General features: G+C 62.9%; 12 protein-coding genes. 3 read left to right on the forward strand and 9 right to left on the reverse strand.

The window, feature by feature from the left end; translation table 11 throughout:
- From C2I19_RS17710 to C2I19_RS17750, 9 genes are all read right to left on the reverse strand, one after another.
- Positions 1-252 (reverse strand): biotin/lipoyl-containing protein (locus C2I19_RS17710; protein WP_304529155.1); only part of this gene is annotated, 252 nt, incomplete at its 3' end.
- Positions 253-304: 52 nt separating this feature from the next.
- Entirely contained in the window at positions 305-3,133 is a 2,829-nt protein-coding gene (locus tag C2I19_RS17715; RefSeq protein WP_103903975.1) for a 2-oxoglutarate dehydrogenase E1 component, read from the reverse strand.
- A 130-nt stretch (positions 3,134-3,263) separates the two neighbouring features.
- Positions 3,264-4,571 (reverse strand): citrate synthase, encoded by a 1,308-nt coding sequence (gltA, locus tag C2I19_RS17720; RefSeq protein ID WP_199181254.1) that lies wholly within the window; start codon positions 4,569-4,571, stop codon positions 3,264-3,266.
- 27 nt (positions 4,572-4,598) lie between these two features.
- The gene (locus tag C2I19_RS17725) at positions 4,599-4,847 is read right to left on the reverse strand and encodes an FAD assembly factor SdhE (RefSeq protein ID WP_103903977.1); all 249 of its coding nucleotides are present in this window, start codon (positions 4,845-4,847) and stop codon (positions 4,599-4,601) included.
- Positions 4,844-5,554 (reverse strand): succinate dehydrogenase iron-sulfur subunit, encoded by a 711-nt coding sequence (locus C2I19_RS17730; protein ID WP_103903978.1) that lies wholly within the window; start codon positions 5,552-5,554, stop codon positions 4,844-4,846. Before C2I19_RS17730 ends, C2I19_RS17725 begins: the two co-directional genes overlap by 4 nt.
- Positions 5,555-5,568: 14 nt before the next feature.
- A complete protein-coding gene (gene sdhA, locus C2I19_RS17735; RefSeq protein WP_103903979.1) occupies positions 5,569-7,344 on the reverse strand; it encodes a succinate dehydrogenase flavoprotein subunit in 1,776 nt (591 codons plus the stop codon).
- Complete coding sequence (gene sdhD, locus C2I19_RS17740) at positions 7,344-7,688, reverse strand: succinate dehydrogenase, hydrophobic membrane anchor protein (protein WP_103903980.1); 345 nt, start codon at positions 7,686-7,688, stop codon at positions 7,344-7,346. Before sdhD ends, sdhA begins: the two co-directional genes overlap by 1 nt.
- Positions 7,682-8,059 (reverse strand): succinate dehydrogenase, cytochrome b556 subunit, encoded by a 378-nt coding sequence (sdhC, locus tag C2I19_RS17745; protein ID WP_103903981.1) that lies wholly within the window; start codon positions 8,057-8,059, stop codon positions 7,682-7,684. Before sdhC ends, sdhD begins: the two co-directional genes overlap by 7 nt.
- Positions 8,060-8,278: 219 nt before the next feature.
- Entirely contained in the window at positions 8,279-9,013 is a 735-nt protein-coding gene (locus C2I19_RS17750) for a GntR family transcriptional regulator (RefSeq protein WP_103903982.1), read from the reverse strand.
- 197 nt (positions 9,014-9,210) lie between these two features.
- Between C2I19_RS17750 and C2I19_RS17755 the strand changes: the two genes are divergently transcribed.
- The 3 genes from C2I19_RS17755 (at position 9,211) to lysS (ending at position 13,007) form a co-directional block, all read left to right on the forward strand.
- Positions 9,211-10,191: a malate dehydrogenase gene (locus C2I19_RS17755; protein WP_021478556.1), complete on the forward strand. Its 981-nt coding sequence runs from the start codon at positions 9,211-9,213 to the stop codon at positions 10,189-10,191.
- Between the two features lie 112 nt (positions 10,192-10,303).
- Positions 10,304-11,411 (forward strand): peptide chain release factor 2 gene (gene prfB, locus C2I19_RS17760; RefSeq protein ID WP_103903983.1). Its coding sequence is split into 2 segments (ribosomal slippage): positions 10,304-10,387 and positions 10,389-11,411, totalling 1,107 coding nucleotides; the frame shifts between segments, so codons are not numbered across the junction.
- An 87-nt stretch (positions 11,412-11,498) separates the two neighbouring features.
- Positions 11,499-13,007 (forward strand): lysine--tRNA ligase, encoded by a 1,509-nt coding sequence (gene lysS / locus C2I19_RS17765; RefSeq protein WP_103903984.1) that lies wholly within the window; start codon positions 11,499-11,501, stop codon positions 13,005-13,007.
- The last annotated feature ends 181 nt before the right edge of the window (positions 13,008-13,188 follow it).

The raw sequence follows: 13,188 nt of genomic DNA on the forward strand, positions 1-13,188 counted from the left end.
GTCGCCTGCCTTGGCGGCGGTGTCGATCTTGGCGATCAGTTGGCCGGAGGTAACGGTCGCGCCGTCCTGCTCAACGATTTCCACCAGCACGCCGGCTTGCGGCGCCGGCAGTTCCAGCACCACCTTGTCGGTTTCCAGGTCGATCAGGTTCTCGTCGCGCTTGACGAATTCGCCAACCTTCTTGTGCCAGCTCATCAGCGTGGCTTCGGATACGGATTCCGGCAGTTGCGGGACTTGGACTTCAATCAGCATGTTCTTCTCCATGGCGGGGCGGCCGCGATGCCGCCCCTGTTCTCTCGTTGGCTCAGCGGGAAACCGTCATCGCTTCTTCGACGAAGGCCTTCAGCTGCGCGACGTGCTTGCTCATATAGCCGACGGCCGGCGAGGCGGACGACGGACGACCGGCGAAGGACAGCTGCTGCTTGGCGCTCAGCAGGCCTTCCAGGCGGTGGCGGATCTGGTACCAGGCGCCCTGGTTGCGCGGCTCTTCCTGCACCCACATCACTTCCTTGGCCTGCGGGAAACGCGCCAGCTCGGCGGCCACCTGCTCGGTCGGGAACGGATACAGCTGCTCGATGCGCACGATGGCGATGTCGTCGTCCAGGCCGCGCTCCTTGCGGGCGGCGGCGAGGTCGTAATACACCTGGCCGGCGCACAGCAGCACGCGCTTGACCTTCTTGGCGTCCTTGACCACCGAGTCGGCGATCACTGGGCGGAAGCTGCCGGTGGTCAGGTCTTCGATCGGGCTCATGGAGTCCTTGAAGCGCAGCAGGCGCTTGGACAGGAAGATCACCAGCGGCTTGCGGTACGGGCGCAGCACCTGACGGCGCAGCATGTGGAACATCTGGCCGGCTTCGGACGGCATCACCACCTGCATATTGTGCTCGGCGCACAGCTGCAGCCAGCGTTCCAGGCGGGCGGAGGAGTGCTCCGGGCCCTGGCCGTCGTAGCCGTGCGGCAGGATGGTGGTCAGGCCGCACAGACGGCCCCACTTGGTCTCGCCGGAAGAGATGAACTGGTCGATGGCCACCTGGGCGCCGTTGGCGAAGTCGCCGAACTGGGCTTCCCAGATCACCAGTTGGTCCGGAGCGGAACAGGCGTAGCCGTATTCGTAGGCCAGCACCGCTTCCTCGTTCAGGATGGAGTCGATCACCAGGAAGTCGGCCTGGTTGTCGGACATATTGCGCAGCGGCACATAGCTGCCCTGGTCCCAGCGCTCGCGGTTCTGGTCGTGCAGCACCGAGTGGCGGTGGGAGAAGGTGCCGCGGCCGGAGTCTTCGCCGGAAATGCGCACGCCGAAGCCGTTGGTCACCAGGGAGGCGTAGGCCAGCGTCTCGGCCATGCCCCAGTCAACGTTCTGCTCGCCGGCGGCCATCGCCTTACGGGCGGCCAGCACTTTCTGCACGGTCGGGTGCAGCTTGAAGCCTTCCGGCAGCGCGGTGAACTTGTCGGTCAGGCGCTGGATGTCGGCCTGCGGCAGCGAGGTGTCGGTCGGGTGCGCCCAATGGGTGCCCAGGTACTGGCTGAAGTCCAGCGCGTGCTCGCGGCGGTAGTTGGTCAGCGCGGTCTGTTCTACGTGCTCGCCCTTGTCCAGCGCGTCGCGGTAGGCCTGGATCTGCGCGTCGGCTTCCTCGGCCTTCAGCACGCCCTCCTGCACCAGGCGCGCGGCGTACATCGCGCGCACGCCTTGGTGCTTGGCGATCTTCTTGTACATCATCGGCTGGGTCAGGAAGGGGTCGTCGCCCTCGTTGTGGCCGAGCTTGCGGTAGCACACCAGGTCGATCACCACATCCTTCTTGAAGGTCATGCGGTAGTCCAGCGCGGCCTGCATCACGTAGCAGACGGCTTCCGGATCGTCGCCGTTCACATGCAGGATCGGCGCTTCGATCATCTTGGCCACGTCGGTGCAATACATCGTGGAGCGGATGTCGCGCGTGTCCGAGGTGGTGAATCCCACCTGGTTGTTGATGACGATGTGGATGGTGCCGCCCGTGCCGTAGCCGCGGGTCTGCGACAGATTGAAGGTGCCCTGGTTGACGCCCAGGCCGCCGAAGGCGGAGTCGCCGTGGATCAGCACCGGAACAGCGGTCTTGCGCTCAGCGTCCTTGCGGCGCTCCTGGCGCGCGCGGACCGAGCCTTCCACCACCGGGTTGACGATTTCCAGGTGGGACGGGTTGAACGCCAGCGACACGTGCATCGGGCCGTTGGCGGTCGGAATGTCGGACGAGAAGCCCATGTGGTACTTCACGTCGCCGGAAGCCATCTGCTGGGCGGCCTTGCCTTCGAATTCGGCGAACAGGTCGCGCGGCTGCTTGCCCAGGGTGTTGACCAGCACGTTCAGGCGGCCGCGGTGGGCCATGCCGATGATCAGTTCCTGCACGCCTTGCTCGGTGGCGTTCTGGATCAGGTGGTCCAGCGCCGCGATGGCGGATTCGCCGCCTTCCAGCGAGAAGCGCTTCTGGCCGACGTACTTGGTGTGCAGGTAGCGTTCCAGCGTCTCAGCCGCGGTGATCTGCTTCAGGATGCGCTGCTTCTTGGCCGCATCGTAGCGCGGGGTGGACAGATCGCCCTCGAAGCGTTTCTGCACCCAGTGCTTCTCGTCGGAGTGGGTGATGTGCATGTATTCCACGCCGATGTTGCCGCAGTAGGTCTGCTTCAGGCGGGACAGGATGTCGGACAGCGGCAGCTTCTGCGGGCCCACCAGGGAGCCGACATTGAACTGCACCGCCATGTCGGCGTCGGTCAGGCTGTGGGTGGCCGGGTCCAGCTCGCGCACGATCTCCTGGTCCATGCGCTTGAGCGGGTCCAGATTGGCCTGGCGCGAGCCCAGCACGCGGTAGGCGGAGATCAGCTTCAGCACGCCCACCTGCTTCTGCATGGCGTCCCAGTCGGTGGCGGCGCTGCCGCGCAGACCGGTCACCGGCTTCTTGGCCAACTGGATGAACGACTCCTGGATGGGCTGGTGCGGCACGTCGCGCTCGGCGGCGCCCGGCGCTTGCGCCAGCTTGTCGAAGTAATCGCGCCATTCCTGCGGCACGGAGTTGGCGTCAGCGAGGTACTGTTCGTACAGCTCCTCGATGAACGGGGCATTCCCGCCGAACAGGTAGGAATGGCTGTACATGGATTGCATCATGGTCTGGCTACCCTTTGTCTGGATGTTGCTGCATTCGCGCAAAGCGCTTGGGCAAGGCGTCCTTGCCCCAGCGCTCTGTAAAAAAAGGGCTGGCTGAAGCCCCCGCTCCAGCCAACCCCGGTTTTTCAGATCAACGCTTGGCGACTTCCACGAAGTCGCGGCGCGGCGCGCCGGTGTACAGCTGGCGCGGACGGCCGATCTTCATGCCCGGATCGCCGATCATCTCGTTCCAGTGCGCGATCCAGCCCACGGTGCGGGCCAGCGCGAAGATCGGGGTGAACATGGAAACCGGGATGCCGATCGCGGCCAGCACGATGCCGGAGTAGAAGTCCACGTTCGGGTACAGCTTGCGCTCGATGAAGTACGGATCGTTCAGGGCGATCTTTTCCAGCTCCATGGCCAGCTTGAACTTCGGATCGTTGTGCAGGCCCAGTTCCTTCAGCACGTCGTCGCAAGTCTGCTTCATGATGGCGGCGCGCGGGTCCATGTTCTTGTACACGCGGTGGCCGAAGCCCATCAGCTTGTAGCGCTTGTCCTTCACGCCCTGCATGAAGTCGGCCACGTTTTCCACGGAGCCGATTTCATCCAACATTTTCAGCACGGCTTCGTTGGCGCCGCCGTGGGACGGGCCCCACAGGCAGGCGATGCCGGCGGCGATGCACGCGAACGGGTTGGCGCCGGAGGAGCCGGCCAGACGCACGGTGGAGGTGGAAGCATTCTGCTCGTGGTCGGCGTGCAGGGTGAAAATGCGGTCCATGGCGCGGGCCAGCACCGGGTTCACCTTGTACTCTTCGCACGGGGTGGAGAACATCATGTGCAGGAAGTTTTCCGCGTAGGTCAGACCGTTCTTCGGATACGAGAACGGCAGGCCCTTGTTGTAGCGGTAAGCTTGCGCGGCGATGGTCGGCAGCTTGGCGATCAGGCGGTGGGCCGAGATGCGGCGATGCTCCGGATTGGAGATGTCCAGCGAGTCATGGTAGAAGGCGGACAGCGCGCCCACCACGCCCACCATCACGGCCATCGGGTGCGCGTCGCGGCGGAAGCCCTTGAACAGGCTCATCAGCTGGTCGTGCAGCATGTTGTGGCGCATCACGCCGCGATCGAATTCCTTGCGCTGCTCTGCAGTCGGCAGTTCACCGTTCAGCAGCAGGTAGCACACTTCCAGGTAGTCGCTCTTCTCGGCCAGTTGCTCGATCGGGTAGCCGCGGTAGTACAGCTGGCCCAGGTCGCCGTCGATGAAGGTGATGCCGGATTCGCAGCTGGCGGTGGCCAGGAAGCCCGGGTCGAAAGTGAACATGCCGGTCTTGCCGAACGAGCGGATATCCACCACGTCCGGACCCAGACTGCCCTGCAGCACCGGCAGGTCGATAGTTTCTTTACCCTCGTTGTAGCTGAGCGTGACTTTGCGATTCGTTTCCACAGCAATACTCCCAGTCATTTCGTTGTTGTAGTGTGGTGAAGGCCGTCACAGCGATCGCAGGATCGCTACTATGGCCATTTGTTCCGGATCTTCGAGATCGGCCTTGCCGTTGACGATGTCCAGAAAGTCAGTGTCGGGTAGATCGAGCAGGCTCCGGTAGGCGTCGATCTCGGCCGGGGTCAGCCGCTCGAACGGACCGGCGAAGAATTTCTCCAGCACCAGGTCCAGTTCGAGCAGGCCCCGCCGGGAGCGCCAGCGGATCCGTTTCAGTTCGATCGGATCGTAGCCCGTCATACCGCGCGCCGGACCATCAGGTCCTTGATCTTGCCGATCGCCTTGGTCGGGTTCAGACCCTTGGGGCACACATCGACGCAGTTCATGATGGTGTGGCAGCGGAACAGGCGGTACGGGTCTTCCAGATTGTCCAGACGCTCGCTGGTCGCCGTGTCGCGGGTGTCCGCGATGAAGCGGTAGGCGGCCAGCAGGCCGGCCGGGCCGACGAACTTGTCCGGATTCCACCAGAACGACGGGCAGGACGTGGAACAGCACGCGCACAGGATGCACTCGTACAGGCCGTCCAGCTCCTTGCGGTCTTCCGGCGACTGGCGGCGCTCGCGTTCCGGCGGCGGCGCGTCGTTGATCACGTACGGCTTGATCGAGTGGTACTGCTTGAAGAACTGCGCCATGTCCACGATCAGGTCGCGCACCACCGGCAGGCCCGGCAGCGGACGCAGCTCGATCGGCTGCTTCAGCGTGCGGAAGTCGGTCAGACAGGCCAGGCCGTTCTTGCCGTTGATGTTCATCGCGTCAGAGCCGCAGACGCCTTCGCGGCAGGAGCGGCGGAAGGACAGCGTGTCGTCCTTGGTCTTCAGCTTGACCAGCGCGTCCAGGAGCTTGTGCTCGGTCGCGTCCATCTCCACGCTGATGTCCTGCATGTACGGCTTGGCATCCTTGTCCGGGTCGTAGCGGTAGATGCGGAATTTGACGTTTTCGGTAGTCATCTCTGGTTCAACCCTTAGTAGGAGCGGGCCTTCAACTTGATCGTTTCCACGGACAGCGGCTTCATGTTCACCGGCTTGTACTCCAGACGGTTGCCTTCGCGGAACCACAGGGTGTGCTTGAGCCAGTTCACGTCGTCGCGGCCGTTCGGCGTTTCCGGGGTGTCCGGCGCGTCGTCGCGCACGTGGGCGCCGCGGCTTTCGGTGCGGGCATTGGCGGAAACCATGGTGGCCTTGGCCACTTCGATCAGGTTTTCCAGCTCCAGCGCTTCGATGCGGGCGGTGTTGAACACCTTGGACTTGTCGCCGATCTCGGTCTTGGCGACCATGTCGGCCACCTGCAGGATCTTCTCCACGCCTTCGGCCAGCATGTCCTTGAAGCGGAACACGCCGCAGTGCGCCTGCATCACGCGCTGCATTTCGGCGCGCGCGTCATGCACCTGCACGCCATTGGTCTGGCTGTCCAGGCGCGCGACGCGGGCGACGGAGCGCTCCACGTCGGCCATGGCCAGTTCCGGCAGATCCTGCGGCTGCTGCTTGACGAACTCGATGATGGAGTTGGCCGAGCTCTTGCCGAAGACCAGCAAGTCCAGCAGCGAGTTCGTGCCCAGGCGGTTGGCGCCGTGCACCGACGCGCAGGCCACTTCGCCGGCGGCGTAGAAACCGTGCACCGGCTGTCCCTGGATCACCACTTCGCCGTGGTAATTGGTGGGGATGCCGCCCATCTGGTAGTGGCAGGTCGGCACCACCGGGATCGGAGCCTTGATCGGGTCCACGCCGGCGAACTTGATGGAGATTTCGCGGATGCCCGGCAGCTTGGACATGATCACCTCGGGGTCGAGGTGGGTGATGTCCAGCAGCACGTGATCCTTGTTCGGGCCACAGCCGCGGCCTTCGTTGATCTCGGACACCATGGCGCGCGACACCACGTCGCGGGAGGCCAGGTCCTTGGCGTTAGGCGCGTAGCGCTCCATGAAGCGTTCGCCGGAGCTGTTGCGCAGAATGCCGCCTTCGCCGCGCACGCCTTCGGTGATCAGCACGCCCGCGCCGGCCACGCCGGTCGGGTGGAACTGCCAGAACTCCATGTCTTCCAGCGGGATGCCGGCGCGGGCGGCCATGCCCAGGCCGTCGCCGGTATTGATGAAGGCATTGGTGGACGAGGCGAAGATGCGGCCGGCGCCGCCGGTGGCGAACAAGGTGGCCTTGGCCTGGAACACGACGATCTCGGACGTTTCCATCTCCATGGCGACGACGCCCTGCACGCGGCCTTCGGCGTCGCGGATCAGGTCCAGGGCCATCCATTCCACGAAGAAATGGGTGTTGGCGCGCACATTGCGCTGGTACAGCGCGTGCAGCATGGCGTGGCCGGTGCGGTCGGCCGCGGCGCAAGCGCGGCGAACCGGCTTGCCTTCGCCGAATTCGGACATGTGGCCGCCGAACGGACGCTGGTAGATGGTGCCGTCCGGGTTGCGGTCGAACGGCATGCCGAAGTGTTCCAGCTCCACCACCACTTTCGGGGCTTCGCGGCACATGAATTCGATCGCGTCCTGGTCGCCCAGCCAGTCCGAACCCTTGACGGTGTCGTACATGTGCCAGTGCCAGTTGTCCGGCTCGGAGTTGCCGAGAGACGCGGACACGCCGCCCTGGGCGGCCACGGTGTGGGAACGGGTCGGGAACACCTTGGACAGCACGGCGGTCTTCAGACCAGCTTCCGACAGTTGCAGCGCGGCGCGCATGCCGGCGCCGCCGGCGCCCACGACAACCGCATCAAAATGACGAACAGCTACGCCCATTACAGCCCCCAAACCACTTTAACGGAATAGATGAAACAGGAAACCAGCCAGACAATGGTGAACACGTGCAGCGCCAGGCGGATGCCCACCGGCTTCACGTAGTCCATCCACACGTCGCGGATGCCTACCCATACGTGCAGGAACAGCGCCAGCAGCGAAACCTGGGTGAACAATTGCACCCAGGTGTGGCTGAACAGCTCTTTCCAGCTTTCATAGCCGGACGGCAGCGACAGCAGGAACAGCGCCATGGCCACGGTGTAGATCACCATGATCACGGCGGTGACGCGCTGCATCACCCAATCGCGCAGGCCGTAGCCGGCGCCGACAACATTGCGGTTTACCATAGCGCGATGCCTCCCAGGATCAAGGTCAGCGTCAGGCTGACGGCCAGCACGGTTTTCGCGGTGGCGCGGGCGGTCTCAAGCTCGAGGCCCTTGTGAACGTCAAGAAACAGGAAGCGGATGCCGGCGCAGAAGTGGTGCATGTACGCCCAGATCAGTCCCAGCGCGACCAGCTTCATCAGCGGATTGGAGACCACGGCGCGGTAGGTTTCGAACGACTCTGCGGAGCTGAGCGAACCGTGCAGCAAATAGATCAACAGCGGGAGGGAAAAGAACAACGCCACACCACTGACCCGGTGCAGGATGGAGACGAAGCCCGGAACGGGCAGTCTGATCCTGGCCAAGTCCAGATGCTTCGGTCTTTGCTTCTGCATAAGGCTTTCCTTGGATGTTTTGTGACCAAGTGGTTTATAAGTCGGCGCGCCCGCCCGGGCGCGCCGCCGGGCGGATTCAGGCTTTGTTCGCAGCCCGATATCCGCCCTTGCCAGGCATATTGCATACAATGCGTTTGCAATATGCGCGGAGAATTCTAACAAATGTCGGCCTAAGACGCTGCCCGCTCGCGGTTTAATCTGCGTCAAAGTCCTGGCCGCCTAACCGTGCTTCACTGTATAAGCCAGTTGGTGCGTCAGGCAGTAACGCTGCCTCCACTCCAACGGCCGACCCTGCATATCCGCTGACAAGCGCAGCAAACATAGGGCCGGCACATCGGCCACCATGCCGGTCACGCCCAGCAGGCTCGCCTCCTCGCGCGGCAGCATTTCCGCGCGAAACTGCTCGCTCACCACATGCAGCCGCACGCCGTAGCGCTGCTGCAAAGTGCCGTAGACGCCAGCCGAACCGCGCAGCCAGCGCGCGTCCAATCCATCGAACGCCTCGGCCGGCAGCAGCGCGTCGTCCAGCGCCACCGGCGCGCCGTGGCGCCGCCACAGCTGCCGTATCCGCAGCAAGGGGGCCAGCCGCCGCAGCTGCAAAGCCTCCGCGATGTCCTCGCTGGCATTGAACCGGGACAAACCCAGAAACTCCCGCGCCAACTCGTCCGGCTGCTCCGCGAACAGGCCCGGCGTCAACAGCCTGGCCTCGCCCCAATCTCCCGGCACCGGCGCGGCGTAAGTGCCGCGTCCCTGCTGGCGGTACAACAGGCCGGCGTCCACCAGCTCGGTCAGCGCCTTCCTCACCGTGCCCTGGCTCGCGCCCAGCTCATCCGCCAGTTCCCATTCGCTGGGAAGCGCGTCATGCGCCTGCCACTCCCCGCCCGCGATCCGCTGCTGCAGCAGCTGCTTGACCTGAACGTACAGCGGCTGCCTTTTCAGCGTATTGACAGTCATGGTGCGTGTTTTATCACCAATTAAATCAAGCGTAAAGACAAGTCTTATATAAGACACAAGACTAAAACGCCGGTTTACAAACAATCTATTGACCCATAGTCCAAATTCATAGAGAGCCGTGATACACTCCAGTTACATCTATACTGCAGAGCAACATCTGCAGCTCATTATCGGATACGACAAAGGAGAGTCCGCCAATGAAAGCCCCCGTTCGCGTTGCCGTTACCGGCGCTGCCGGCCAGATCGGCTACAGCCTGCTGTTCCGCATTGCCAGTGGTGAAATGCTGGGCAAAGACCAGCCGGTCATCCTGCACCTGCTGGACCTGCCGCAAGCTCAAACCGCGCTGAAGGGCGTGATGATGGAGCTGGAAGACTGTGCCTTCCCGCTGCTGGCCGGCATGGTAGCCACCGACGATCCGAACGTGGCCTTCAAGGACGTGAAGGTTGCCCTGCTGGTCGGTGCCCGCCCGCGCAGCAAGGGCATGGAGCGCAAGGACCTGCTGGAAGCCAACGGCGCCATCTTCACCGTTCAGGGCAAGGCGCTGAACGACCACGCCGCCCGCGACGTCAAGGTGCTGGTGGTGGGCAACCCGGCCAACACCAACGCCTGGATCGCCATGAAGTCCGCTCCGGATCTGGATCCGAAAAACTTCACCGCCATGTTGCGTCTTGACCACAATCGCGCGCTGTCGCAAATCGCCGCCAAGACCGGCAAGCCGGTGGCTTCGATCGAGAAGCTGGCCGTGTGGGGCAACCACTCGCCGACCATGTACGCCGACTACCGCTTCGCCACCATCGACGGTCAATCGGTCAAGACCCTGATCAACGACGACGTGTGGAACCGCGACGTATTCCTGCCCACCGTGGGCAAGCGCGGCGCCGCCATCATCGAAGCGCGCGGCCTGTCCTCCGCCGCCTCCGCCGCCAACGCCGCCATCGACCACATCCATGACTGGGTGCTGGGCAGCAACGGCAAGTGGGTGACCATGGGCATTCCGTCCGACGGCTCCTACGGCATCCCGGAAGGCGTGATGTACGGCGTGCCGGTTGTATGCGAAAATGGCGAATACAAGCGTGTTGAAGGCCTGGAAATCGACGCGTTCAGCCGCGAGCGCATGGACCTGACCCTGGCCGAACTGGAAGAAGAGCGCGCAGCCATCGCTCACCTGTTTGGCTAAGATTTCAGCCTGACTGAACAGAAGCGCACCAAATGGTGCGCTTTTTGTCTTTAGTCAAACCGCTGATGAACATTTGAATTTACTAATACAGACTGCCATTTGGAGCGAAATCATGATTGAAGTTGAAGTTTTGAACCAAATCGCGGCCAAAATCGAAGACCTGGCCGCCCGCGCCGCCGATATTCGGGGGTATCTTTGACTACGACGGCAAAAAAGACCGTCTGGAAGAAGTTTCCCGCCTGACTGAAGACCCGGATATCTGGAACGACCCCAAAAAGGCGCAGGATCTGGGCCGCGAACGCAAACAGCTGGAAGATGTGGTGCTGGTGCTGGACAGCATCAACGCCACCATCGCCGACAGCCGCGAACTGTTTGAAATGGGCAAGAGCGAGGAAGACGACGACACCATCCTCGCGGTGCAGGCCGATCTGGAAGAAGTGGAAGAAAAAGTGGCGAAGATGGAATTCCGCCGCATGTTCCACGACCCGATGGACCCGACCAACTGCTTCATCGACATCCAGGCCGGCGCCGGCGGCACCGAAGCCCAGGACTGGGCCGGCATGCTGCTGCGCATGTACACCCGCTACGCCGAACGCAAGGGCTTCAAGGTGGACGTGCTGGAACTGTCCGAAGGCGAAGTGGCCGGCGTCACCAGCGCCACGCTGAAGATCGAGGGCGAATACGCCTACGGCCTGCTGCGCACCGAAGTGGGCGTGCACCGCCTGGTGCGCGTGTCGCCGTTCGACTCCAACGCCCGCCGCCACACCTCTTTCTCGTCGGTGTTCGTGTACCCGGAAGTGGACGACAGCTTCGAGATCGACATCAACCCGGCGGACGTGCGCACCGACACCTACCGCGCCTCCGGCGCCGGCGGCCAGCACATCAACAAGACCGACTCGGCGGTGCGTCTGACCCACATCCCGACCAATATCGTGGTGCAGTGCCAGAACGACCGTTCCCAGCACCGCAACCGCGACGAGGCCTGGCAGATGCTGCGCGCCAAGCTGTACGAGCTGGAATTGAAGAAGCGCAACGAAGCCAAGCAGGCGCTGGAAGACACCAAGACCGACGTGGGCTGGGGCCACCAGATCCGCTCCTACGTGTTCGACCAGTCCCGCATCAAGGATTTGCGCACCAGCTACGAAGTGGGCAACATCAAGGGCGTCATGGATGGCGACCTGGACGGCTTCATCGAAGCCAGCTTGAAACAGGGCGTTTAATCCCTGTCGACCGGCCGCATGCGGCCGGTTTTTGCCGTTTTTTTAAAGTGTATTTGCCGAAGGAACCCAACCCGGCACGGAGTCATCATGTCTGATCACGAACAAGCACCGGCGCAAAGCCAAGACGAAAACCAGATCATGGCGGAACGCCGCCAGAAACTGCAGGCGATCCGCGAAAAAGGCATCGCTTACCCCAACGACTTCAAACGCAGCCACTTCGCCAAACCGCTGCAGGACGACCACGCCGCCAAAGAAGCCGAGGCGCTGGAAGCCGAGAAAATCGAAGTCGCCGTCGCCGGCCGCATGATGCTTAAACGTGTGATGGGCAAAGCCAGCTTCGCCACGCTGCAAGACGTGAGCGGCCGCATCCAGGCCTTCATCTCCCGCGACAACGTGGGCGAAGACGTCTACGCCGACTTCAAGCGCTGGGACCTGGGCGACATCATCGCCATCAAGGGCGTGCTGTTCAAGACCAAGACCGGCGAGTTGACCGTGCAGGCGACCGAAGTGCGCATGCTGTCCAAGAACATCCGTCCGCTGCCGGAAAAATTCCACGGCATCAGCGATCAGGAAACCAAGTACCGCCAGCGTTACGCCGACCTGATCATGAGCGAGGAAAGCCGCGACACCTTCATCAAGCGCTCCAAGATCGTGCAGAAGGTGCGCGACGTGATGGTGGGCGAAGGCTACCTGGAAGTGGAAACCCCGATGATGCACCCGATTCCGGGCGGCGCGTCGGCCAAACCGTTCACCACTCACCACAACGCCCTGGACATGCCGCTCTACCTGCGCATCGCGCCGGAGCTGTACCTGAAGCGCCTGGTGGTGGGCGGCCTGGAACGCGTGTTCGAGATCAACCGCAACTTCCGCAACGAGGGGATGAGCACGCGCCACAACCCCGAGTTCACCATGATCGAGTTCTACGAAGCGTATAGCGACTACCAGCGCATGATGGAGATGACCGAAACCATCATCCGCGAATGCGCGCTGGTTTCCTGCGGCACGACCACCGTGAGCTATCAAGGCAAGGAAGTGGACCTGGGCAAGCCGTTTGACCGCTTCACCATCGTGGAAGCGATCAAGCACTACAACCCGCAATACACCAACGAACAGTTGTCCGACGCCGCCTGGGTGGCCAGCGAGATCAAGCGCCTGGGCGGCAAGCTGCCCCCGGCGCCGGGTCTGGGCAGCCTGCAGCTGGCGCTGTTCGAGGAATGCGCCGAGTCCCTGCTGTGGAACCCGACCTTCATCATCGACTACCCGGTGGAAGTCTCCCCGCTGGCGCGCGGCTCCGACACCCAGCCGGGCCTGACCGAGCGTTTCGAGCTGTTCATCGTGGGCCGCGAGCACGCCAACGGCTACTCCGAGTTGAACGATCCGGAAGACCAGGCCGCGCGCTTCCAGGCGCAGGTGGCCCAGAAGGACGCCGGCGACGACGAGGCGATGCACTACGACGCAGACTACATCCGCGCGATGGAATACGGCCTGCCGCCGACCGGCGGGTGTGGCATCGGCATCGACCGTTTGGTGATGTTGTTGACGGATGCGCCGTCTATCCGGGATGTGATCTTGTTCCCGCATATGCGTCCGGAGTAAGATTTAGTCCAGACGCTGGGCTGATGAGAAAGCCGCTCACTGCAAGGTGGGCGGCTTTTTATATAAGTTAAATATATGTACTCCCCAGGGCCTCCGCACTCGGATTGCATAGAGTGAAAATGATTGCAAGCAGCTGATTTTATTAGGCTATGCAGTTCGGAGGTGCTCTTGCTTTACATGG

This window comes from Chromobacterium alticapitis, assembly GCF_002924365.1.
GTDB classification, from domain to species: Bacteria; Pseudomonadota; Gammaproteobacteria; order Burkholderiales; family Chromobacteriaceae; genus Chromobacterium; species Chromobacterium alticapitis.

What these genes read in the sequence shown, in the direction of transcription:
- C2I19_RS17715 (WP_103903975.1), bottom strand. Translation starts at nt 3,133, where the DNA reads ATGATGCAATCCATGTACAGCCATTCCTACCTGTTCGGCGGGAATGCC.
- gltA (WP_199181254.1), bottom strand. Translation starts at nt 4,571, where the DNA reads ATGACTGGGAGTATTGCTGTGGAAACGAATCGCAAAGTCACGCTCAGC.
- C2I19_RS17725 (WP_103903977.1), bottom strand. Translation starts at nt 4,847, where the DNA reads ATGACGGGCTACGATCCGATCGAACTGAAACGGATCCGCTGGCGCTCC.
- C2I19_RS17730 (WP_103903978.1), bottom strand. Translation starts at nt 5,554, where the DNA reads ATGACTACCGAAAACGTCAAATTCCGCATCTACCGCTACGACCCGGAC.
- sdhA (WP_103903979.1), bottom strand. Translation starts at nt 7,344, where the DNA reads ATGGGCGTAGCTGTTCGTCATTTTGATGCGGTTGTCGTGGGCGCCGGC.
- sdhD (WP_103903980.1), bottom strand. Translation starts at nt 7,688, where the DNA reads ATGGTAAACCGCAATGTTGTCGGCGCCGGCTACGGCCTGCGCGATTGG.
- sdhC (WP_103903981.1), bottom strand. Translation starts at nt 8,059, where the DNA reads ATGCAGAAGCAAAGACCGAAGCATCTGGACTTGGCCAGGATCAGACTG.
- C2I19_RS17750 (WP_103903982.1), bottom strand. Translation starts at nt 9,013, where the DNA reads ATGACTGTCAATACGCTGAAAAGGCAGCCGCTGTACGTTCAGGTCAAG.
- C2I19_RS17755 (WP_021478556.1), top strand. Translation starts at nt 9,211, where the DNA reads ATGAAAGCCCCCGTTCGCGTTGCCGTTACCGGCGCTGCCGGCCAGATC.
- lysS (WP_103903984.1), top strand. Translation starts at nt 11,499, where the DNA reads ATGTCTGATCACGAACAAGCACCGGCGCAAAGCCAAGACGAAAACCAG.